This is a genomic window from Falsiroseomonas selenitidurans (assembly GCF_012103215.1).
GTDB lineage: Bacteria > Pseudomonadota > Alphaproteobacteria > Acetobacterales > Acetobacteraceae > Falsiroseomonas > Falsiroseomonas selenitidurans.
Genome location: NZ_JAAVNE010000010.1, coordinates 49,113 through 72,281, shown reverse-complemented (window position 1 = coordinate 72,281; position 23,169 = coordinate 49,113). Strand labels below are relative to the sequence as shown.

The window sequence follows — 23,169 nt, the reverse complement described above, 5'->3', positions numbered from 1 at the left end:
GTCATGCCTGGATCTTGTCCAGCATCGCCTGCGTCACCAGGCAGATGCCCTTTTCCGTGCGGCGGAAGCGGCGGCCATCCTCGATCGGATCCTCGCCGATCACCATGCCGTCCGGGATCCGCACGCCGCGGTCGATCACCACATTGGACAGGCGGGCGCCGCGGCCGACATCGACATAGGGCAGGATCACGGCGCCATCGACGCGGGCGTAGGAATGCAAATGCACCCCGGTGCACAGCAGCGAACGGCGCGCCGTGGCGCCGGAGACGATGCAGCCGCCGGAGACGAGGGAGGAAATCGCCTCTCCCCGTCGCCCGTCCAGGTCATGCACGAACTTTGCCGGCGGGGTGATCTCGGCGTAGGTCCAGATCGGCCAGTCGCGGTCGAACAGGTCGAGTTCCGGCACCACGTCCGTCAGGTCGATATTCGCTTCCCAATAGGCGTCCACCGTGCCGGCATCGCGCCAATAGGGATTGGCCTCCGCGCTGGAACGGACGCAGGAGCGTTCGAAGCGGTGCGCCACCGCCTTCCCGTGCTTGACCAGGTAGGGGATGATGTTGTGCCCGAAATCGCGCTGGCTGTCCGGGTCCGCCGCGTCGCGACGCAGTTGGTCGAACAGGAATTTCGTTTCGAAGACGTAGATGCCCATGGAGGCCAGGGCCAGGTCCTCGCGCCCCGGGATGCCGGGCGGGTCCTTCGGCTTCTCCAGAAAGGCGACGATGCGGGCATCCTTGTCCACATGCATCACGCCGAAGGCCGTGGCTTCCATGCGCGGCACGGCGATGCAGCCAACCGTCACGTCGGCACCGGACTCCACATGCTGCTGCAGCATGTACTCGTAATCCTGCTTGTAGACATGGTCACCGGCCAGGATGACCATGTGCCGCGGCGCCAGATCCTCGATGATGTCGATGTTCTGGTACACCGCGTCGGCCGTGCCGAGGTACCAGTTCTGCCCGTCGCCGCGCTGGCTGGCGGGCAGGATGTCGAAGGTCTCGTTCCGCTCGGGCCTCAGGAAGTTCCAGCCGCGCTGCAGATGGCGGATCAGGCTGTGCGCCTTGTACTGGGTGGCGACGGCGACGCGACGGATGCCGGAATTGATGGCGTTGGACAGCGCGAAATCAATGATCCGCGACTTGCCGCCGAAGAACACCGCCGGCTTGGCGCGCCGGTCCGTCAACTCCATCAGGCGAGAGCCACGTCCGCCGGCAAGAACGAACGCCATGGCGCTGCGGGCCAGGGGGGCGGAGGCCTGGCTACGGCTGTTCGGCATGGTCGTCTCCCTCGTCTTCTTGATCGTTCTCATCCAGCATCAGGTAGATGGTGGCAAGCGGCGGCAGAACCACCTGCGCGGACGCCTTCTGTCCGTGCAGCGGAAGCTTCTCCGCCACCACCCTGCCCATATTGCCCATGCCGGACCCACCGAAGGCGGTTGCATCGGTGTTCAGCACCTCGCGCCAAACCCCGGCGCGTGGCAGACCGAACCGGTGATGTAACCTCGGAACCGGGGTCAGGTTGCACAGCACGGCCACCGGTGGCCCCGCCGCGCCATCCCGCCGTAGCCAGGAGAACACCGAGTTCTCGGCGTCGTCGGCATCGATCCACTGGAAGCCTTCCTGCTCCGCATCGCGGGCATGCAGCGCCGGCAGGGTGCGGAAAAGCTTGTTCAACTCCCGCACTAGGCCGTGCACGCCCTGGTGCGGCGGGAACTGCAACAGCCACCAATCGAGTTCCCGCGCCTCCGACCATTCGCGCCACTGGCCGATCTCGCCGCCCATGAACAGCAGCTTCTTGCCGGGATGGCCCCACATCATGCCGAAATAGGCGCGCAGCGTGGCGAAGCGCTGCCAGTCGTCACCCGGCAGCCGGCCGAGCAGCGAGCCCTTGCCGTGCACCACCTCGTCATGGCTCAGCGGCAGGACGAAATTCTCGCTGAAGGCGTACATCATCCCGAAGGTGATCAGGTTATGGTGCCATCGCCGGTGCAGCGGGTCCATCGCCACGTAGCGCAGCGTGTCGTTCATCCAGCCCATGTTCCACTTGAACTGAAAGCCGAGCCCACCCTCCACCGCGGCGCGGGTGACGCCGGGCCAGGAGGTTGCTTCCTCCGCGAACATCGCCGCGCCCGGCGCTTCTTCCGCCACCAGGGCGTTCACCTGGCGCAGGAAGGCCACCGCTTCGTGGTTTTCCGTGCCGCCTTCCTCGTTCGGCGTCCAGTCATCCGGCGCGCGGCCATGGTCCAGGTGCACCATCGTGGAAACGGCATCCACGCGCAGCCCGTCCGCATGGAATTCCTGCAGCCAGTACAGCGCGTTGGAGGCGAGGAAGCCCGCCACCTCGCGGCGACCGAAGTCGAAGGTGGCGGTGCCCCAGCCCTTGTGGAAGCCGCGCTTGGGGTCCGGGTGCTCATACAGCGTGGCGCCGTCGAAGCGGATCAGGCCGTGCCGGTCCTGCGGGAAATGCGCCGGGACCCAGTCCAGGATCACGCCCAGGTCGTGCTGGTGGCAGGCGAGGATGAAGCGCTTCAGCCCCTCCGCATCGCCCAGCCGGGCGGTGGGCGCGTGCAGGCCGATGGGCTGATAGCCCCAGCTTTCATCCAGCGGATGCTCCATCACCGGCATCAGCTCGATATGCGTGAAGCCCATCCAGGCGACATAGGGCACCAAGGCCACCACCAGATCGTCCCAGGAATAGAATCGTCCATCCGGATGCCGACGCCAGGATGGCGCGTGAACCTCATAGACCGAGATCGGGGCGCGCGGCGATTGGCGGGCGGCGCGCTGCGCCAGGAAGGCCGCATCCTCCCAGGGGAAGACCGGTTCATCGACGATGACGGAGGCGGTGCCGGGGCGAAGCTGCGCGCCGCGGCCGAAGGGGTCGGACTTCAGCGGTTGCAGGGTGCCGTCGATGCCGAGGATCTCATATTTGTAGGCGGTGCCGGCGCCGAGGCCGGGAATGAACACCTCCCACAGCCCGCTATCGACGCGCTTGCGCATGGGGTGGCGCCGACCATCCCACTCGTTGAAGTCGCCGACGACGGAGACACGCTGCGCGTTTGGCGCCCAGACGGCGAAGCGCGTGCCGGAAGCGCCCTCGTGGCGCACCACGTGCGCGCCCAGCCTTTCATGCAGCCGCCGGTGCGTGCCCTCCACCATCAGGTGGTCATCGAGCGGGCCGAGAGTGGGTCCGAAGCGGAAGGGATCCTCCACCTCCCACAACCCGCCCTCGTTTTCCGCCCGCAGGCGATAGGCGAAGGGCAGAGCGCGGCCGGGCAGGAACCCCTCGAAGATGCCGGCCTCGTCCCTGCGCTCCAGTGCCACGGCGCCCCCGCCATCGGCCGGCAGCACCGAAAGGCGCACGGCGTGGGGCACGAAGGCCCGCACCGCCAGCCCGCCCGGCGCCGGGTGTGGCCCGAGCCAGGCGAAGGGATCCCCATGGCGCGCCGCGCGCAGGGCCTCGATGTCAGCCTGCGGGATGCGCCAGGATTCCACCATCAACGGTTCACCGGCACGTTCCAGATCTCCTGCGCGTATTCGGCGATGGTCCGGTCGGACGAGAACCACCCGACATTCGCCGTGTTCAGGATGGCAGAACGCCACCAGGCGCCAGGGTTGCGCCAGTGCTCCGCAACCTTGCGTTGGGCGTCGAAATAACTGTCGAAATCGGCGGTCACCAGGAAGTAGTCGGAAGCGCGGAGGGAGGCGACGAGGTCGCGGTAGCGGCTGGGATCGTCGGGGGAGAAGACGCCCGCCTCGATCTGCTCCAGCGCCTCCTGCAACCGGCGCGACCGGGCGATCGACTCGGCGCCCTGCCGGCCCTCCGCCCGGTGCTGCGCCACCTGTTCGGTGGTCAGCCCGAAGATGAAGATGTTGTCGTCGCCAACATGTTCCTTGATCTCGACATTGGCGCCGTCCAGCGTGCCGATTGTCAGCGCGCCGTTCAGCGCCAGCTTCATGTTGCCGGTGCCCGACGCCTCCATGCCGGCGGTGCTGATCTGTTCCGACAGGTCGGCCGCCGGGACGATCATCTCGGCCAGCGAGACGTTGTAGTTCGGCAGGAACACCACCTTCAGCAGGTTGCGCACCGTGGGGTCGCTGTTCACCACCCGTGCCACGTCATGTGCCAGCTTGATGATGAGCTTGGCGCGGTGGTAGCTGCTGGCCGCCTTGCCGGCGAAGATCTTCACCCGCGGCGTCCAGGCCTTGGTCGGCTGGCTGCGGATCTCATCGTACAGCGCCACGGCTTCCAGCACATTCAGCAACTGGCGCTTGTATTCGTGGATGCGCTTGATCTGCACGTCGAAGATCGCGTCCGGATCGACGCGCAGCTGGTACTGGTCGCGGATCAAATTGGCCAGCGCCTGCTTGTTGGCACGCTTCACGCCGGCGAACTTCGCCTGGAAGCCGGCATCGTCGGCCAGCGGCCGCAGCTTCTCCAGCGCTCGCTCATCGTCCAGCACCGCTGGGCCGCAGGCTTCCACCAGCAGGCTGGTGAGGCCAGGATTGCATTGCTGCAGCCAGCGGCGGAAGGTGATGCCATTGGTCTTGTTGGTCAGGCGGCCGGGGAACAGGTGGTTGAAGTCGCTGAAGATGGTTGTCTTCAGCAATTCCGAGTGCAGCGCGGATACGCCGTTCACCTTGTGCGACCCAACCACCGCGAGGTGGCCCATGCGCACGCGGCGGCCATGCCCTTCCTCGATGATCGAAACGGAGGACAGCAGACGCCCGTCCTCCGGGTGCTGGCCGCGTACGGAGTCCAGGTGGAAGGCGTTGATCAGGTAGATCAGCTGCATGTGGCGCGGCAGCAGCCGCTCCATCAGGGGCACCGGCCAGCTCTCCAGCGCCTCGGGCAGCAGGGTGTGGTTGGTGTAGCTGATGGTCTTGCGCGTGATCTCCCACGCCTCGTCCCACGGGATGTCGTGCAGGTCGACGCAGATGCGCAGCAGTTCCGCCACCACGATCGCCGGATGCGTGTCGTTCAGCTGGATGGCGACCCGATCGGGGAGCGAGCGCATGTCGCCGTAGACACGCATGTGCCGGCGCACCAGGTCCTGCAGCGCGGCGGAGGAGAAGAAGTATTCCTGGCGCAGCCGCAATTCCTGTCCGGCGGCGCTTTCATCCGACGGGTACAGCAGCTTGGAGATGCTTTCCGCCTTCACCTTGTCGCTAAGCGCGCCGATGTGGTCGCCCTGGTTGAAGGCATCGAGGCGCAGCTGGTCCATGGCGCGCGCCGACCAAAGGCGCAGCGTGTTCACATGCGCGCCGCGCCAGCCGACGATCGGCGTGTCGTAGGCCACCGCCTGCACCGTCTCGCCCGGCTTCCACACATGCTTTACCCGCGCCTCCGAGACGTTCACCGCCTCCACCGACCCGCCGAAGCCGATGGTGTGTGCGATCTCCGGCCTGGCGAATTCCCACGGATTTCCGAAATTCAGCCAGTCCTCCGGGAATTCGTGCTGCCACCCATCACGAATGACCTGCCGGAACAGGCCGTGGTCGTAGCGGATGCCGTAGCCGAAGGCGGGGATGGCGAGGCTTGCCATGCTCTCCATGAAGCAGGCGGCCAGACGGCCGAGGCCACCATTGCCCAGTGCCGCGTCCGGCTCCGCGATGCGCAGCTTCTCGACATCGACGCCGAGTGGCTCCAGCGCTTCCCGGATCGCGCCGACCAGCCCCAGGTTGCAGACGTTGTCGCGCAGCAACCTGCCGATGAGGAATTCGAGGCTCAAATAATAGACCTGCTTGGCGCCGGACTGGTAGGTGGCGCGCGTCAGGTCGATCCAGCGATCCACGATGCGGTCGCGGACCGCGAGCGCGGTGGCAATGAACCAGTCACGATCGCGCGCCCCAAGGCGACTTTTCCCCAGATCATAGGTCAGCTTGTGCAGGATCAGTTCGCGCAGCACCGCGGCATCGTCAGCGCCGCCTGCATTCGCGGCCGTGGCGCCGTCTGGCACGGGGGTGTCGGCGGCCATCGGCGTCGTCGGCGTGTCCATCGGTCTCGATTCCTTCAGGTCCGGTCGCGGCCGCGGCACAGGCGGCTGCTGGGCGACAGCGCGCGAGCGGGGGCCTGCAGTGGGCCACCGCCACGACGCTGTGCTTTGCAGCAATTTGCCTGGGGGGCCAAATGAAATACAAGCGGCAGAGTTGCATGCGCGCAGGTGATGCGGCGACCTCTGGTATAACGTCAGGGTTCCTGCGCCATGGCTGCCAGCCCCGCAAAGGCCGGGGCGGGATGCGTGACGATCGCCAGCGGCACCTCCGCCAGCCAGTGGCGCATCGGCGGCTTTGCCTCGAAACGCGCGCGAAAGCTGGCGCGATCCAGAAGATGCAACAGTCGCGGCGGAATGCCACCGGCGATGAAGACCCCCCCCCGCGCCCCCCAGGCCAGTGCCATGTCCCCGGCGTAGGACGCCAGGAAGTTCAGGAAATGCACCACAGCCTCTCCCGCAACCGGGCATGTGGTGGCTGCGGCAACGATCTGTGCCGCATCGCGCGACGGGACCGGGGCACCCTGCAGCCCTGCCGAGATCGCATCCAGGTTGACCAGGCCGCGTCCGGACAGGGCTTCCTCAGCGCCTGCCCGACCGCAGCGGGCGCGCAGCGCGGCGATCACAGCGTCCTCGCGCGCCGTTTCTCCCGCCAGGCCGATATGCCCACCCTCGGTTGGGATGGCGATCGGCCCGCCCGGCGCCGGCACCAGGCCCGCAGCGCCGAGGCCGGTTCCCGGTCCCACCACCAGCAGCGGCGCACCGGCCACGGCCTGGCCGCCGTCAAGCGGCAGCACGTCCTCGGCCTGAAGATGCGGCAGGGCGCGGGCCTGGGCCAGGAAATCGTTGACCAGCAGCACCCGGTCGAGGCCGAAGCGCGCGGCGATGGCGCGACTGTCCAATGCCCAGTCGGCATTGGTCAGCCGGACGGGTTCCTCCAGCACCGGGCCGGCCAGCGCCAGCACCGCGCGATCAACCCCACCTTCCGGCGCCAGGGTCGCCAGCGCGGCCGCGATCGCGTCGTCCGCCGTGGCATGGCCCGCCACTGGCAGCACCAGCGGCGGCCCGACCTGCCCGCCCTGCAGCAGCGCGAAGCGGGCGTTGGTGCCGCCGATGTCCGCCAGAAGCGCGCTCAATAGGTGGCGCGCCCGCCGGAGATGTCGAACACGCCGCCGGTGGAGAAGGAGCAGTCCGGCGTCGCCAGCCAGCAGATCAGCGCCGCGATCTCCTCCACCTCGACGAAGCGGCCCATCGGGATCTTGGACAGCATGAAGGCAATGTGGCTTTCCGTCATCTGGTGGAAGATGTCGGTCTTGGCGGCGGCCGGCGTGACACAGTTCACCAGCACGCCCTTTGCCGCCAGCTCCTTGGACAGGGACTTGGTCAGGCCGATCAGCCCGGCCTTGCTGGCTGAGTAGTGCGCGGCGTTCGGGTTGCCCTCCTTGCCCGCGACGGAGGCGACGTTCACCACCCGGCCCCAGCCATTGGCGACCAGATGTGGCACCACGGCCTGGGCCACCAGAAAGGGCGCCGTCAGGTTCACTTCCACCACCCGGCGCCACTGCGCGGGCGGGATCTCCGTCACCGGCATGTTGCCGCCGGTGATGCCGGCATTGTTGACCAGGATATCGACCTTGCCATGCGCGGCCACCGTCTTGGCGGTGGCTTCCGCAACCGCCAGTTCATCCGTCAAGTCCAGCACCTGGGCCGAGACACTGCCATCGGCGGCCAGCGCGGCGCGGCTTTCCTCGGCCTTCGCCGGATCCGCGTCCCAGATCGAGACGGCGGCGCCGGAGGCCACCATGCGCCGGGCCACGGCCAGGCCGATGCCCCGCGCGCCGCCGGTGACGATGGCGACGCGGCCCTGGAGATCGAGCTTGTTCATCTTGCGTCCTCCCGCACCAATCAGCCGCGGCCGACGAAGGGCATCTTGCTGGCCATAATGGTCATGGTCAGCACGTTGGTCTCCAGCGGCCAGGCGGCCATCTGCGCCACGGCACGGCCGACATGGTCCACCTTCATCAGTGGTTCCGCCTTGATCGTCCAATCCGCCTGCGGCACGCCCTTGGCCATGCGCTCCGCCATTGGGGTCGCGGCGTTGCCGATGTCGATCTGCCCCACGGCGATGTCGAAGCGCCGGCCGTCCAGGTTCATCGATTTGGTCAGGCCGGTGACCGCATGCTTGGTCGCGGTGTAGGGCGCGCTTCCCGGCCGCGGCACATGCGCGCTGATCGATCCGTTGTTGATGATCCGCCCGCCCATCGGCTGCTGCTTCGCCATCATCCGGAAGGCGGCGTGGGCGCAGAGGAACACGCCGTTCAGATTGACCGCCACCACCTTGAACCACTGCTCCGCCGTCAATTCCTCGAACGGCGTGCCGGGCACATTGTTCCCCGCATTGTTGAACAGCAGGTCCAGCCGGCCAAACTTCTCCGCCAGCGTGGCGAAGGCGGCGTCGATCTGCGCCGGCTCGGTCACGTCCGCCGGCAGCACCAGGGTCTCGCCCTGGCATAGGCCCGCCGTTTCCTCCAGCGCGTCGCGGCGGCGGCCGAGCAGGGCCACCGTCCAGCCCTCCTCGACCAGCGCCAGGCTGGCCGCGCGGCCTACGCCGGAACCTGCCCCCGTCACCAAAGCGAATTTCGACGCCATTGCGCGTTCCCCCTGAAACCCTTGCGCCCCCAGGGTGGAGCGGCGGGGCCGGTCATGTCCACCCGACCCGGCGGCCCCGCCCATCGCCCCACGACGATACGCGGCCTTGCGGCCACGTCCGTTCCGATGGGATAGCGGAGCGTGAAAATCCCCGGCCGGACACCCCCTGCATGAGCATCCACGCCGCGCTCACCCATCGCACCAGCTACCGCTACGATCGGCTGGTCGGCATGTCGCCGCAGCTGATCCGGCTGCGGCCGGCGCCGCATTGCCGGACGCCCATTCTGTCCTACACGCTGGACATCGCGCCGAAGCCGCATTTTCTCAACTGGGTGCAGGACCCGCAGGGCAATTTCATCGCCCGCGTCGTGTTCCCCGAACGGGTGCGGGAATTCGTCGTCACCGTCGATTTGCTGGCCGACATGGCCACGATCAACCCCTTCGATTTCTTCGTGGAGCCGGAGGCGGAGGCCTTTCCCTTCGCCTACGACCCGGTGCTGGCGCAGGAACTGGCGCCGTTCCGCCGCGTCTCCGCCCCCGGCCCGCTGCTGGAAGCCTATCTGAAGGACATCCCGCGCAGCGCACCCAGCACGATCAACCACCTGGTCGACCTCAACCAGAAGCTGTCGACGGAAATCGGCTACATCGTCCGGATGGAGCCCGGAGTCTGGACGCCGGAGGAGGTGCTGGCGAATCGAAAGGGCTCCTGCCGCGACTCCGGCTGGCTGCTGGTGCAGATCCTGCGCCATTTGGGCTTCGCCGCCCGCTTCGTCTCCGGCTACCTGATCCAGCTGGTGCCGGACGTGAAGGCGGTGGCCGGGCCGGTCGGCACCTCCGTCGACTTCACCGACCTGCATGCCTGGTGCGAGGTCTATGTGCCCGGCGCCGGGTGGATCGGCCTCGACCCCACCTCCGGCCTGCTGGCCGGCGAGGGCCACATCCCGCTGGCGGCGACGCCGGAACCCGCCTCTGCCGCCCCCATCACCGGCGGGGTGGACGAGGCCGAAACCGAGTTCGGCTTCCACATGGAGGTGCGCCGCGTCGCGCAGTCGCCGCGCGTGACCAAACCCTATGCGGAGGCCGACTGGGCGCGGATCATGGCGCTCGGCAGCACGGTCGACCGGGCGCTGGAAGCCGGCGACGTGCGCCTGACGGTGGGCGGGGAGCCGACCTTCGTCGCCGAGGGCGACCGTGACGCGGCGGAGTGGAACACGGATGCGCTGGGCCCCACCAAGCGCCCGCTTGCCGGCCGGCTGCTGCGCCGCCTGCAGCCGCTCTGGGCGCCAGGCGCCGCGCTGACCTATGCGCAGGGCAAGTGGTATCCGGGGGAGCCACTGCCGCGCTGGGGCCTGCATTGCCATTGGCGCGCCGATGGCGAGCCGGTCTGGACCGATCCGGCCCTGCTCGCCAGCGACGACGACACGGATACAGCCACGGCCGCGGATGCCGCCGCCTTCGCCGCCGCGCTCGCCGGACGCCTCGGCCTCGACCCCGCGCTGCGCATCCCGGCGCGGGAGGATGTGCATTACTACCTGTGGAAGGAAAAGATGCTGCCGGCCAATGTCCTGGCCGAGGATGCGAAGCTCAAGGACCCGCTGGAACGCGCCCGCTTGGCGCGGTTGTTCGGCCAGGGTCTGGCGGCGGAGGTCGGCTCCGTCCTGCCGCTGCGCCGCGCCGGGCTGGGGGAGGCGCGAGCCTGGGAATCCGGCAAATGGGCGTTCCGCGACGGCGAGCTGTTCCTGATCCCGGGCGACAGCCCCATGGGGTTCCGCCTGCCGCTGGACAGCCTGCCCTGGGCCAGCGAGGCGAGCATCGAGGCGGAGCCGGAGCCCGACCCCTTCGCCCGCCGGGAACCTCTACGGCCACGCCGCGAGGGCGGCGAACGGGCACGTATCGTCGAGCAGCCGGTGCCGGAGCCGGGACGGGAGGAGCCAGGGGTGGTCCGCACCGCACTGTGCGTGGAACCCCGCGGCGGGCTGCTGCATGTCTTCCTGCCGCCCTTCGCCGTGGTCCAGGACTGGCTGGACCTGGTCGCCGCGATAGAGGCGACGGCGCGCGACGCCGGGCGCAAGGTCTTCCTGGAGGGCTACCTGCCGCCGCATGACCCGCGGCTGCTGAACTTCTCCGTCACCCCGGACCCGGGCGTGATCGAGGTGAACGTGCACCCTTCCGCCAGCTGGGCGGAAACCAGCGCGCGCACCGAACAACTCTATGAGGAAGCCCGGCAGATTGGCCTGGCGGCCGAGAAGTTCATGCTGGACGGGCGCCATGTCGGCACCGGCGGCGGCAACCACATGGTGATGGGCGCGGCGACACCGGCCGAAAGCCCCTTCCTGCGCAGGCCGGACCTGCTCAAGTCACTGGTCGGCTTCTGGCATAACCATCCTTCGCTGTCGTATCTGTTCAGCGGGCTGTTCATCGGTCCGACCAGCCAGCATCCGCGGGTGGACGAGGCCCGCGGCGATGCGGTTCATGAGCTGGAAACCGCGCTGGCCCAGGTTCCGCCCGCCGGCACCGTTGTCCCGCCCTGGCTGACCGACCGGATCTTCCGCAACCTGCTGGTGGACATGACGGGCAACACCCACCGCACGGAATTCTGCATCGACAAGATGTATGACCCGGGCCGCGCCGGCGGACGCCTCGGCCTGGTGGAGTTCCGCGGTTTCGAGATGCAGCCGCATTGGCGCATGTCGCTCGCCCAGCAATTGCTGCTGCGCAGCCTGGTCGCCGGCTTCTGGCAGCGGCCCTATGGGCGCCGGCTGGTCAAATGGGGCACCAGACTGCATGACGACTTCATGCTGCATCACCATGCGCGGCAGGATTTTGCCGAAGTCATCGAGGAGGTGAAGGCGCTCGGCTTCCCCGTGCAGGCCGAGTGGTTCGAGCCGCATTTCGAGTTCCGCTTCCCCAAGGTCGGCCAGATCGCCCTGCGCGGCATGGAGCTGGAACTGCGCAATGCGCTGGAGCCCTGGCATGTGCTGGGGGAGGAAGTGACCGCCGCCGGCACCACGCGCTATGTCGACAGCAGCGTTGAACGGCTGCAGGCGCGGGTAACCGGCTGGGTGGAGGAACGCTTCGTCCTGGCCTGCAACGGCCTTCAGGTGCCGCTGGCGCCCACCGGCACGGAAGGCGAATACGTGGCCGGCATCCGCTTCAAGGCCTGGGACCCGCCTTCGGCCCTGCACCCGACGGTGCGCGCCCAGGCGCCGCTGACCTTCGATGTGTGGGACAGCTGGAGCGGGCGCAGCCTGGGCGGCTGCCAGCACCACGTTGCGCATCCGGGCGGGCGCAACTACCAGACCTTCCCGGTCAATGCGAACGAGGCGGAGGCGCGGCGCCGCGCGCTGTTCCAGCCCTTCGGCCACACCCCCGGCGCCATGCCGCCGCCGCGCCAGGCAGCCTCCCGCGCCACGCCGCGAACGCTCGACCTGCGGCGGGCAGCCTCATCCTGACCGACGCCCCGGCCCCCGCGGAGCACGCGCCGCCGCAACTGGACGAGATGGTGGATGGCCGTGGCCAGATCCGCCCGCATTGGCGCGGCCTGCTGGGCGCCTTCTCCTCCCTGGGCTATCCGGCGGTCGCGGAACGGGCGCGGCGGCTGGACCGGGCCTTCGAGGAGGAGGGCGTGGCCACGGTGCTGGCCGACAGCGCCACCCGCACCCGCCGCCCCTGGCGCTGCGACCCGGTGCCGTTGATCCTGCCGGCGCGGGAATTCGCCGTGCTGGAGCAGGGGCTGGCGCAGCGTGCGCGGCTGCTGGCGGCGCTGCTGGATGACCTTTACGGCCCGCAGACCCTGCTGGCCCAGGGCCTGTTGCCGGCCACGCTGGTGTTCGGCAACCCGCATTTCCTGCGCCCCTGCCGGGCCCCCGCCGCCACGCGCTTCCCGCGCCTGACCTTCTATGGCGCCGACCTGCTCCGCGGCCCGGATGGCACCTGGCGGGTGCTGGCGGACCGCTGTGGCGGGGCGAATGGCGTGGGCTTCGCGGCGGAGAACCGGAACCTGCTGGCCCGTGCCCTGCCGGAGGCCTTCCGCGCCGTTCAGGTGCGCACGCTGCGCCCCTTCTTCGACACCTGGCTGGACGCCCTGCAAGCCCTGGCGCCGGGCGGCGCGGACAATCCGCGCCTGGCCCTGCTGACCCCGGGCGCGAAGCAGGAAACCTGGCTGGAACACCTCTTCCTGTCCCGTGAGCTGGGCCTTGAGCTGGTCGAGACCGGGGATTTGACGGTGCGCGACGGCGCCGTGTTCCTGAAGACGCTGCGCGGCCTGCGGCGCATTGACGTGATCATGCGCCGGATCAAGGGCGAGCTGTCGGACCCGCTGGAATTCAGCGGCGGTGGCGTGCCCGGCCTGATGCAGACGATGCGTGATGGCGCCGTGCGGATGGTCAACGCCCCGGGCTCCATGCTGGCGGAAATGCCCGGCGCCGCGCCCTACCTGCCCAGCTGCGGCCGCGCCCTGCTGGGCGAGGAGCTGCTGCTTGAGGGGCTGGAGACGCTGTGGATGGGCGATGCCGCGGCGCGCGCCCGGGTGCAGGCCGCGCCCGAGGCCTGGCGCCTGCGTTCTGCCTTCGAACCCGGCCCGCCGGTGCCGCTGGGCGCGCTGGAAGTGTTTTCGGACAAGGGCAGCGCCGCGCCCTGGATGTATGCCGCGACCCGGCCGCTGCCGCCCTCCGCCGCGCCGCAACTGGTGGGCGAGGCGCTGGAGCCGGCGCCGGTGGTGCTGCGCATGTTTCTGGCCTGCGACGCCATGGGCAACTGGCAGGCCATGCCCGGCGGGCTGGCGCATGTGCTGGAGGGCGGCGGCGCCATCGCCGGCCCGCCGCCGCGCCGCGGCAGCGCCAAGGATGTCTGGGTCATCGCCGAGGACGCGCACGACATCGTCGGCCCTGCCGCGCCGCGCGCTGCGCCGCTGGCAATCCGCCGCGCCTCCGGCGACCTGCCCAGCCGTGTCGCGGACGATTTGTACTGGCTCGGCCGCTATGTGGAGCGGCTGGATGCCTCCGCGCGGCTGCTGCGGGCGCTGCTGGCGCGGCTGCTGCGCGGCCCGGCACTGCCGCGCGAGATTGCGGAGGTCCGCGCCCTGGCGCGCTGCCTGAACGCCAGCGGGCTGATCGACGCGGAAGCCGCGGCCAGCCCGGCGGACGGCACCGCCCTGCCGCGCGCCCTGCGCGCCGCGGCTGGGCCGGGCGGCGCGCTGCTCGGGCTGCTGGAAGCGGTGGAGCGGCCGCAGGTTGCGGTGCGGGACCGCCTGACGCACGACATGTGGACCGCCTTCGCGCATCTGATCCAGGAAGGGCGCGCCCGGCTGCTGGCGGGGGCGGCCGGCGTCGATGCGCTGGCCGGTGCGGCCACCGCCATCATCCGCTTCTGCAACGCCGTCTCCGGCATCGCGGCGGAGAACATGGTGCGCGGCGGTGCCTGGATGTTCCTCGACCTGGGCCGGCGGATCGAACGCGCCACCGCCACCGCGCGCAACCTGGCGCATGCGCTGGACCAGCCCCCGCAGCGGCTGGAGGCCGGACTGCGCCTCGCGCTCGAGATCTGCGACAGCACGCTGACCTACCGCGCGCGCTACCTGGCGGCGGTGCAACCGGCGCCGGTGCTGGACCTGGTGCTGGCCGACCCCGGCAACCCGCGCGCGCTGGGCTACCAGCTTTCCGCGGTATCGGACCGCCTAGCGGAGATCGGCGGGCCGGACGACACACTGGCGGCCACGGCGGCGGGGCTCGCGGCACGGCCCCAGGCGCTGGTCGATGCCGTGCTGGTCGCCACGGACCGGGAGTCCGCGACGGCCGACCTGCCGGCCGCGCTGCATGCGCTGGAAGCCGAGACGGCGGCGCTGTCCGACGCCGTGGCGCGGCGCTATGTCAGCCATATTCGCACCCATTCGCTGGGCGAGGCCGATCCTGGCGCGGCCGATCCTGGGGCGGAAGGCGGGACCGAGGCATGACGCGCTACACCCTGTGCCATCGCACCGCCTATCGCTACGGCCGCTCCGTGGACCTTGCCTCGCACCTGCTGCACCTTACGCCGCGGACGCTGCCGGGGCAGGTGGTCCGCGCCGCCGGCATCGCGGTGACGCCGGAGGGCGGGCGGCGGACGGATGGCGCCGACCATTTCGGCAATGGCGTCACCTGGCTGTTCCTCGGCACGCCGCATGATGCCTTCGAGGTGGTGCTGGAGGCGGAGGTGGAGGTGCATTTTCCGCCGCCCCCCTCCGCCGTCGAGACCCTGCCCTGGGAACAGGTGCGCGCGGCGGCGCAGGCGGCTTCGGGCTGGGACGCCGCCGAATTCGCCCTGCCCAGCGGCCTGGCGCCGGCGGAGCGGGCCGCGGGCGTCTATGCGGCGCAGAGCTTCCCCCCCGGCCGACCCGTGCTGCAGGGGCTGCGGGAGTTGACCACCCGCATCCGGCGGGACTTCGCCTTCAAGGCCGGCGTCACCACCATCTCCACCCCGGTGAGCCAGATCCTGTCGCTGCGCGCCGGGGTCTGCCAGGATTTCGCGCATCTGATGATCGCCGGGCTCCGCGCGCTGGGCCTGCCGGCGCGCTACGTCTCCGGCTATGTGCGCACCCGCCCGCCGCCGGGCCAGGCGCGGCGGCAGGGGGCGGACCAGAGCCATGCCTGGGTCGGCTGCTGGATGGGCCCGGCGCATGGCTGGGTGGACCTGGACCCGACCAACGACCTGGTGGTGTCCGACGAACACCTGGTGCTGGGCTGGGGGCGGGACTTCGCCGATGTCAGCCCGGTGACCGGCATCCTGCTCGGCGGCGGGCGGCAGCGGCTTTCGGTCAGCGTGGACCTGATCGCCGATTGAGGCGCCCCGACCGGGTCTGGCTGTCACGGATCCGCCCCTGGATCGGCGGCGCGACCCCGGCAAGGCTCCGCGCCGACCGCATGAGGAGGCGCCCGTGACCATCCGCTTCGCCAGCTACAACATCCAATACGGCAAGGGCCAGGACGGCCGCTATGACCTGGAGCGCATTGCGCGGGAGGTCGAGGCGGCCGATGTCATCGCGATGCAGGAGGTCACCTCCGGCTTCGCGCGCAGCGGCTTCGTCGACCAGGCTGCCTGGTTCGCGGAACGGCTGGACCGGCACATGGTGTTCGGCGCCACCTACGACGTGGATGCCAGCTACCGGGACGAAGCGGGCCGCCTGGTGAACCGGCGGCGGCGCTTCGGCAATGCCGTGCTCTCCCGCTTCCCGATCCGCTCGACCCGCACCCTGCCGCTGCCCTTCCTGCCGCCCGCGGATCAACAGGACATCCAGCGCTGCGCGGTAGAGGCGGTGCTGGACCTGCCGGGCGGTCCGCTGCGTGTCTATTCCATCCACCTGTCGCACCTGACGCCGGGCACCCGCATCCCGCAGATCCAGGCGCTGAAGGCGATGGTGGCCAGTGCGCCGCGCGATGGCATGGCCTGGGCGAATGGCCGCGACGCGGACTGGACCGAGGGCTGGGCGGAGCCCGCGCCGCCCGAGCCCTGCATCCTGTTCGGCGATTTCAACCTGCGCCCTGACGGCCCCGAATACCCGCTGCTGGTTGGCGACCCGACCCGCCGCCGTGGCCGTGTCGCGGTGCGCGGCCAGTTCGCCGATTCTTGGGCGCTGGCCGGCAACGCCGAGCAATCTGGCTATACCCTGGCGGAATGGCGCGGCGAGGAGGGCGCGCGGATCGACTACGCCTTCCTGCATCCATCGCTGGTGCCCGCCTTCCGCGCCGCGCGCATTGGCACGGAAGCCACGGGCAGCGACCACCTGCCGATCTTCCTGGAGATGGATTTCGGCTGATGTAGTCTGGCGCCGGTTCGGCGGGGGCAGGCGATGAGGATCGGTCTGGTGGGCGCGGCGCAGGCGCTGGTGGCGGGGCTCGGTGCACCGGAGGAGATCCGCGCGGTGGTGGCGCCGCGCACGGTGATCCAGGCCTGGCCCGCGCGCCTGCCGGTCTTCGCCCACACCGAGGTGGAATACGCGCTGCAGGCGCTGGCCTATCTGGAGGCCGGCCTGGCTGCCGCCAGCCAGGGCTGCGACGCGCTGGTGCTGAACTCGCTCTCCGACTACGGGCTGGCCGCGCTGCAATCGGCGGTGGACCTGCCGGTGGTCGGCCCGGCGGAAGCCAGCCTGCGCTTCATGCCGAGCATTGGCCCGCGCTTTTCCCTGGTCACCGTGTGGCCGGAAAGCACCAATTTCATGCCGCGCAAGATGCTGCACGCCTATGGCGCGGCGGCGCATTGCGTCCGCATCCGCAATGTCGGCACCGAGGCGCTGCTGGCGGGGGAGGGTCGGCCGGATGGCTTCCTGAAGGACATGCAGACCGGCCAGGAGGCGATCCTCGACCGCATCCTGGCGCAGTGCCACGCGGCCATGGCAGAGGACGACATCGACGCCATCCTGCTCGGCTGCACCTGCATGTCGCCGATCGCGTCCCGCATCGCCGCGCGCTGCGCCATCCCGGTGGTCAACCCGCTGGCCGTGGCGGTGAAGACGGCCGAGATGCAGGCCAGCCTCGGCCTGCGTGCCAGCCGTCGCGGCCAGGGCGCGCCGCGCCCCGCCAGCCTCGACCTGCTGCGCCAGATGATCGCGCCGGTGGCGGGGGCGGAGCCGGCATGCCCGGTCTGCGCCGTCGCGTCCGCGGCGTAGCTATTCCACCCGGATATTCGCCCGCCGCGGCACCGCCGACCAGCGTTCGACCTCCGCCAGGTACAGCCGGCCCCATTCCGTGCGGGACATCGGCGCCTGGATCAGCCCCAGGCCGCGCAGCCGGGCCTGCACCTCCGGCACCATCGCCACCTCGGCGAAGGCCGCGTGCAGCCGCTCGAGCGCCGCATCGGGCGCGCCGCGCGGGGCCAGGAAGCCGAACCAGCTATCCGATTGCAGCGCCGCGACGCCCAACTCGGCGAAGGTCGGCACCTCCGGCAGCAGCGGGCTGCGCGTCGGGCTGGAGACGGCAAGCGCCCGGAGCCGCCCGCCGCGGACATGCGCCGCCACCTCCAGCACGTTGCTCACCATGAAGTCGAGCCGCCCGGCGATCAGGTCCGCCTGGCCCTGGGGGCCGGAACGGTAGGGCACATGCTCGAAGGCCAGGCCATAGGCCTCCTTCATGATCTGGTGCGCGGGCTGCCAGCCGGCCAGCGCGGCGCTGCCGGTCTGCAGCGGGGCGGGCGCCGCGCGGGCGCGGGCGACCAGTGCCGCCAGGTCGCCATCCGGCGATCCAGCCGGCACCACCAGCGCGTTGGCCGAGTGCCCGGCGAAATACACCGGCGCGAAATCCGCCGCCGTATCGTAGGGCAGGCGGGGATAGAGGCCGGGGGCCACCGCATGGGCATTGGCGATCAACATGATCGTGTGGCCATCCGGCGCCGCCTTGGCGACGCGGTCGCTGGCGATGGTCCCGCCCGCGCCCGGCAGGTTCTGCACCACCATGGGCTGGCTGAGCCGCGCCTGCATGCGTTCCGCGAAGCTGCGGGCGATGATGTCGGTGGCGCCGCCGGCGCCGTAGCCCACCACCAGCGTCACCGGGCGATCCGGATAGCCAGCCTGCGCATGAGCGGGGGCGGCGGCGAGGCCGGCGGCGAGAAGGCTGCGGCGCCGCATCGCGGTCACTCCACCACGATGTTCTGGGCGCGGGCCAGGTCGCGGAAGGTCGCCAACTCCCGCACCATGAAGTCCCTGAACGCCTCCGGCGAGGTCTGCTGCGGCATTTCCAGGTTGAGCTGGGTGTAGCGCTGGCGGGTTTCCGCCGCTTGCAGGAAGCCCTGCGTCGCCGTCGCCAGCCGCGCCAGGATTGGTGCCGGCGTGCCAGCGGGGGCGGCCAGCCCATGCCAGGAGGCCAGCTCCGCCCCCGGATAGGCCTCGTTCAGCGCCGGCAGGTTCGGGTAGATCGGCATCCGCGCGGGCGCGGTGGTGGCCAGGGCCAGGATCCGGCCTTCCCGGATCAGCTGCGTCGTGGTTGCCGCGACGTCCAGCGAGCAATCGATGGTGCCGGCCAGCAGCGCCTGCAACAGCGGGCCGCCGCCGGCGAAGGGTACATGCGTCATGCGGATGCCGGCCTTGGCCATGAACAGCTCCATGCCGAGATGCAGCGAGGAGCCGACGCCGGAGGAGCCGAAATTGATCGCCTCCGGATTGGCCTTCGCCCGCGCCACCAGATCCGCGACCGTCTTCACATCGGGCAGCTTCGTCGGGTTCACCAGCAGCAGGGCCGGGGTGACCGCGAGGTTGGAGACCGGGGCGAAATCCTCGATCGGGCGGTAGGGCAGGGGGTTCTTGCGCACCGCCGGCAGGATGGCGTTGGCGGCGATGTTGATCATGCCCACCGCGCCGCCATCCGGCGCCGCCTTGGCCAGCGCATCGACACCGATGGCGCTGCCGGCGCCGCCGCGGTTTTCCACCACGAAGCCCTGGCCGAAGCTGGCCTGGAGATGCTGCGCCAGCATCCGGCCCACCAGGTCCGCCGCGCCGCCGGGCGGGAAGGGAATGATGAAGCGCACCGGGCGGCTGGGCCAGGCGGGCTGGGCGAGGCCGAGGCGCGGCGTGGCAAGGGCGGCGAGGCCGAGGCCGGCAAGGTGGCGGCGGGCGAGGCGCATGGACGGGATCCTCCGGTTCCTTGGTGTCTTGCGTGACGTGGAACTTGGTTCCACGATATGGACACCCGCGAAACGGGTCAACGGGAGGATCGATGGCGCGCAGCCGGCCAGCAGAGATCGAGGAGGAAGCCGCCGCCGTGCCGGGGACCCAGGCGCTGACCCGCGGCATCGCGCTGCTCGGCCTGGTCGCCGATGCCCCCGCGCCGCTGCGCTTCGCCGAGATCGCGGACCAGGCCGGCCTCGCCCGCCCTACCGCCCACCGCATCCTGGCCGCGCTGGTGGAGGCCCGGCTGCTGCGGCACGAATCCGCGACCCAGACCTATGCCCTCGGCCCGCGCTTCCTGGAGATGGCGCATCGGGTCTGGGACGGCTTCGACCTGCGCGCCACCGCGGCGCCGGAGCTGGAGCGCCTGGCGCGCCTGGCCGGCGAGACGGCGCGGCTGGCGGTGCTGGAGGGTGACAGCGTGCTGTATGTGGACCAGCGCGATGCGGCGCAGGAGGCGGTGCGGCTGGTCAACCGCGTTGGCGCCCGCGCCCTGCCGCATGCCAGCGCCTGCGGCAAGGCGATGCTGGCGCAACTGCCGGCGGCGGAACGCGCGCTGCTGCTGGAACGCCTGGCGCCGCTGGCCGCCCCTGGCCCACGCAGCATCACGGATGCGGCGGCGCTGGAGCGCGAATTGGCGCTGGTCGCCGCCCGCGGCTACGCACTGTCGCTGGAAGAAGCCGCCGCCGGGGTGAACGCGGTGGCCGCCGCGGTGCTGGACCGCCGCGCCCGGCCACTCGGCACAATCTGCCTCGTCGGCCCCGCCTTCCGCATGGGGGAGGCCCGGCTGCACGCCCTGGGGCGGGAGGTGATGGAGGCGGCGCGGCGGATTTCCGGCAATGCCGCACAATCCGCCATGACCCTGACCGTGGCGCCGCGCCCGGCCACCGTATCCGCCGGCGTGGCCCTGGCGGTGCGGGCGGAGGCGCTGCTGGGGGAAGGCCCGCTCTGGGCCGAGGGCCGGCTGCACTGGGTGGATATTCTGGCGCCGGCCGTGCATGTCAGCGACCCGGCGACGGGCGAGGACCAGGCGATCCCGGTGGAGGAGCTGGTGGCGGCGCTGGCGCCGCGGCGTGGTGGTGGGCTGGTGGCGGCGGCGCGTTCCGGCCTGCGGCTGCTGGATGCGGCGGGGCTCGGCCGGGTGGTGGCGGCGCCCTACGGCCAGGGCGCGGCGCTGCGCTTGAACGACGGCAAGTGCGACCGGGCCGGCCGCTTCTGGGTGGGCTCGCTGGCGCTGGATTCGACGCCCGATGCCGGCGCGCTGCACCGCATCGATGCGGGGGGCCAGGTGCGCGTCATGCAGGCCGGGCTGCATGTCGCCAATGGTATCGGCTTCAGCCCGGACGACCAGCGCCTGTACCTGGCCGATAGCGGCCGGCGGCGGATCGACGTGTTCGATTTCGACCTGGCGGCCGGCACCCTGGCCCATCGCCGCCCCTTCGTCGCCTTCGCGGAAGGCGAGGGTGTGCCGGATGGGCTGACAGTGGATGTCGCCGGCGGCGTCTGGGTGGCGCTGTGGGATGGCTGGCGCGTGGCGCGCTATGCCCCGGACGGGCGGCTGGACCGGGTGGTGAACCTGCCCGTGCCGCGCCCGACCAGCTGCTGCTTCGGCGGGCCGGACCTCGGCACCCTGTTCGTCACCAGCGCCCGGGTTCGGCTTTCCGGGGCGGAACTGGCGGCGGCGCCGCTGTCCGGTTCTGTCTTCGCTGTCACCGGCACCGGCGCCACCGGGCTGCCCGAACCCCCTTTCCATGGCTGAGGATTGTCATTCGTCATGACCAAGCTGGCCGGCGTGTTCCCGGTGCTGCCGACACCCTTCACCCCCGACGATGCGGTGGATGCGGCGGCGTTCCGGCGGCTGATCGACTTCGCGGTTGAATCCGGCGCCGATGGCGTGGTCTACCCCGGCATGGCGAGCGAGGTGGAGACGCTCTCCGCCGCGGAGCGCGGCCGGATGGTGGCGGCGCTCGGCGCGCATCTGGCCGGCCGCCTGCCCTTCATCGTGGGCGCCAGCCATGCCGACCCGGCTGAAAGCGCGGCCCGGGCGCGCGAAGGCATGGCGGCCGGCGCGGTGGCCGCCATGATCATGGCGCCGCCGCAGGCGGGCCAGGATGTGGAACGCCAGGTGGCGTTCTTCGCTGCAGTGGCCGCGGCCGCGCCCGGCCTTGTCATCATGCTGCAGAACGCCCCGGCGCCGAACGGCGCGGCGCTGTCGCCGGAAGCGGTGGCCGCCGTTGCCGCCGGGGTGCCGGCGATCCGCTACGTGAAGGAGGAAACGCTGCCCTGCGGCCAGCATGTCACCCGCATCCTCGCCGCCGCCCGAGGGGGGCCGGATGGGGGGCTGGATGGCGTGATGGGCGGCGCCGGGGCGCGCTTCGTGCTGGATGAGCTGGCGCGCGGCGCCAATGGCACCATGCCGGCCCTGGAACTGGCCGATGCCCATGCCGCGCTGTGGCGCGCCTGGAGCGCCGCCGACCGCGCCGAGGCCCGCCGCATCTACACCGCCACCCTGCCGCTGCTGCTGCTGCAGATGACCTTTCGGGTGCGCGCGACCAAGGAGGTGCTGCGCCGGCGCGGCCTGCTGGAGAACACCGCTGCCCGCGCCGCTGGACCGAAGCTGGATGAGGGCGACCTCGCGGAGCTCGGCGCGCTGATCGCCACCGCCGCCCCCTGCCTGACCCTGCACCCCCCGGCATGATCGACCGCATCGCCCGCGTCACCGCCCATGTGGTGACCATCCCCCGGGAGGTGCCCTATCTCGGCCCGCTGCGGGCTGGGGAGGTGGTGAACCGCGCCGGCTACATCGTCCGCCAGGGCAACCGCACCCTTTACCCCACGCAGGACCGCAGCATCGTGCTGCGCATCGACACGGAGGCGGGCCTCACCGGCTGGGGCGAGACCTATGGGATCGTGGCGCCGGAGGCGGTGCGCGCCATCGTGGACGACGTGCTGGCGCCGGTACTGGAAGGCCGCGACCCCTCGGCCCCGGCGGTGATCCACGAGGATCTCTACGACCTGATGCGGGTGCGCGGCTGCTTCGGGGGCTTCTACCTGGATGCGTTGGCCGCGGTGGACATCGCGCTGTGGGACCTGCTGGGGCGGCGGCTCGGCGTGCCGGTCTCGACGTTGCTGGGCGGCCGGCGGCATGCGCGCATCCCGGCCTATGTCTCCGGCCTGCCGCGCGCCAGTCTTGCGGAGCGGGTGGATTTTGCCCGGGACTGGCAGGCGCGCGGCTTCGTGGGCTTCAAATTCGCCGCCGTCGTCGCCGATGAGGGGGCGGAGGCGGAGATCGCCGCGCTGCGGCAGGGGCTCGGCCCGCAGGCGCGCATCATGGCCGACCTGCACTGGAAGTATTCGGCCGCCGAGGCCATCCGCCTGATCCGCCGCCTGGAACCGCACGGCCTGGCCTTTGCCGAGGCCCCCTGCGCGCCGGAGGATATCGCCGGCCAGGTGGAGGTGGCGCGCGCCGTCGGCGTGCCCGTGGCGCTCGGCGAGGAGCTGCGCACGGTCTTCGAATGGCTGCCCAGGCTGGCCGCGCGCTGCATGGCGATCGGCCAGCCGGAGATGGGCCATACCGGCATCACCGAGTTCTGCCGCATCGGCGCGCTGTGCCATGCGCACCATGTGGCGCTGATGCCGCATGCGGCGATCGGCGTCGGCCTGTTCATGGCCGCCAGCCTGCAGGCAGCCAGCGCCCAGCAGGGGCTGCCCTGGCACGAATACCAGCACAGCATCTTCGACCCGAACCGCCACCTGACGCAGCCGACCGGCAGCACCCATATGACCTGCGAGTCAGGCTTCTATACGCTGCCTGACGGGCCCGGCCTGGGGGTGGAGCCATCCCCCGCCCTGTTGGTGCAGATTACGGCGTAACCCGCCTTCCCGGGCGGACGAAGCAGGGGGC

Annotated in this window: 16 protein-coding genes; 8 read left to right on the top strand and 8 right to left on the bottom strand. The window is 70.8% G+C overall.

The window, feature by feature from the left end:
* Window position 1: 1 nt before the first annotated feature.
* From glgC to HEQ75_RS08490, 6 genes are all read right to left on the bottom strand, one after another.
* A complete protein-coding gene (gene glgC, locus HEQ75_RS08515) occupies window positions 2–1,273 on the bottom strand; it encodes a glucose-1-phosphate adenylyltransferase (protein WP_168029267.1) in 1,272 nt (423 codons plus the stop codon).
* Entirely contained in the window at window positions 1,257–3,494 is a 2,238-nt protein-coding gene (gene glgB, locus HEQ75_RS08510) for a 1,4-alpha-glucan branching protein GlgB (RefSeq protein WP_209318431.1), read from the bottom strand. Before glgB ends, glgC begins: the two co-directional genes overlap by 17 nt.
* Complete coding sequence (locus tag HEQ75_RS08505) at window positions 3,494–5,995, bottom strand: glycogen/starch/alpha-glucan phosphorylase (RefSeq protein WP_235961402.1); 2,502 nt, start codon at window positions 5,993–5,995, stop codon at window positions 3,494–3,496. Before HEQ75_RS08505 ends, glgB begins: the two co-directional genes overlap by 1 nt.
* Window positions 5,996–6,186: 191 nt before the next feature.
* On the bottom strand, window positions 6,187–7,125 hold the full coding sequence (locus HEQ75_RS08500; RefSeq protein ID WP_209318430.1) for a glucokinase: 939 nt from the start codon (window positions 7,123–7,125) through the stop codon (window positions 6,187–6,189).
* Window positions 7,122–7,874 carry an SDR family NAD(P)-dependent oxidoreductase gene (locus tag HEQ75_RS08495; RefSeq protein WP_168029265.1) on the bottom strand — a complete coding sequence of 251 codons (753 nt, stop codon included), beginning with the start codon at window positions 7,872–7,874 and terminating at the stop codon, window positions 7,122–7,124. Before HEQ75_RS08495 ends, HEQ75_RS08500 begins: the two co-directional genes overlap by 4 nt.
* A gap of 20 nt (window positions 7,875–7,894) precedes the next feature.
* Window positions 7,895–8,638 (bottom strand): SDR family oxidoreductase, encoded by a 744-nt coding sequence (locus HEQ75_RS08490; protein ID WP_168029263.1) that lies wholly within the window; start codon window positions 8,636–8,638, stop codon window positions 7,895–7,897.
* 170 nt (window positions 8,639–8,808) lie between these two features.
* Here HEQ75_RS08490 and HEQ75_RS08485 point away from each other — a divergent pair, with 170 nt between their 5' ends.
* The 5 genes from HEQ75_RS08485 (at window position 8,809) to HEQ75_RS08465 (ending at window position 17,276) form a co-directional block, all read left to right on the top strand.
* Complete coding sequence (locus tag HEQ75_RS08485) at window positions 8,809–12,090, top strand: transglutaminase family protein (protein WP_168029261.1); 3,282 nt, start codon at window positions 8,809–8,811, stop codon at window positions 12,088–12,090.
* A gap of 47 nt (window positions 12,091–12,137) precedes the next feature.
* Window positions 12,138–14,588: a circularly permuted type 2 ATP-grasp protein gene (locus HEQ75_RS08480; protein WP_168029259.1), complete on the top strand. Its 2,451-nt coding sequence runs from the start codon at window positions 12,138–12,140 to the stop codon at window positions 14,586–14,588.
* The gene (locus HEQ75_RS08475) at window positions 14,585–15,454 is read left to right on the top strand and encodes a transglutaminase family protein (RefSeq protein WP_168029257.1); all 870 of its coding nucleotides are present in this window, start codon (window positions 14,585–14,587) and stop codon (window positions 15,452–15,454) included. Before HEQ75_RS08480 ends, HEQ75_RS08475 begins: the two co-directional genes overlap by 4 nt.
* 94 nt (window positions 15,455–15,548) lie before the next feature.
* A complete protein-coding gene (locus HEQ75_RS08470) occupies window positions 15,549–16,427 on the top strand; it encodes an endonuclease/exonuclease/phosphatase family protein (protein ID WP_168029255.1) in 879 nt (292 codons plus the stop codon).
* 33 nt (window positions 16,428–16,460) lie between these two features.
* On the top strand, window positions 16,461–17,276 hold the full coding sequence (locus tag HEQ75_RS08465) for an aspartate/glutamate racemase family protein (protein WP_168029253.1): 816 nt from the start codon (window positions 16,461–16,463) through the stop codon (window positions 17,274–17,276).
* Here HEQ75_RS08465 and HEQ75_RS08460 read toward each other — a convergent pair whose 3' ends face one another.
* Together HEQ75_RS08460 and HEQ75_RS08455 are read right to left on the bottom strand one after the other, a co-directional pair.
* Complete coding sequence (locus tag HEQ75_RS08460) at window positions 17,277–18,230, bottom strand: Bug family tripartite tricarboxylate transporter substrate binding protein (RefSeq protein ID WP_168029251.1); 954 nt, start codon at window positions 18,228–18,230, stop codon at window positions 17,277–17,279.
* Between the two features lie 5 nt (window positions 18,231–18,235).
* Window positions 18,236–19,222 (bottom strand): Bug family tripartite tricarboxylate transporter substrate binding protein, encoded by a 987-nt coding sequence (locus HEQ75_RS08455; RefSeq protein ID WP_168029249.1) that lies wholly within the window; start codon window positions 19,220–19,222, stop codon window positions 18,236–18,238.
* Between the two features lie 92 nt (window positions 19,223–19,314).
* On the opposite strand from HEQ75_RS08455, the gene HEQ75_RS08450 reads away from it, so the two are divergent.
* From HEQ75_RS08450 to HEQ75_RS08440, 3 genes are read left to right on the top strand one after another with little or no spacing between them, the layout of a single operon-like run.
* Window positions 19,315–21,024 carry an SMP-30/gluconolactonase/LRE family protein gene (locus HEQ75_RS08450; RefSeq protein ID WP_168029247.1) on the top strand — a complete coding sequence of 570 codons (1,710 nt, stop codon included), beginning with the start codon at window positions 19,315–19,317 and terminating at the stop codon, window positions 21,022–21,024.
* A gap of 15 nt (window positions 21,025–21,039) precedes the next feature.
* Window positions 21,040–21,963 (top strand): dihydrodipicolinate synthase family protein, encoded by a 924-nt coding sequence (locus HEQ75_RS08445; RefSeq protein WP_168029245.1) that lies wholly within the window; start codon window positions 21,040–21,042, stop codon window positions 21,961–21,963.
* Window positions 21,960–23,138, top strand: coding sequence for a mandelate racemase/muconate lactonizing enzyme family protein (locus HEQ75_RS08440; protein ID WP_168029242.1), 1,179 nt, complete (start codon window positions 21,960–21,962; stop codon window positions 23,136–23,138). Before HEQ75_RS08445 ends, HEQ75_RS08440 begins: the two co-directional genes overlap by 4 nt.
* Window positions 23,139–23,169 lie beyond the last annotated feature (31 nt).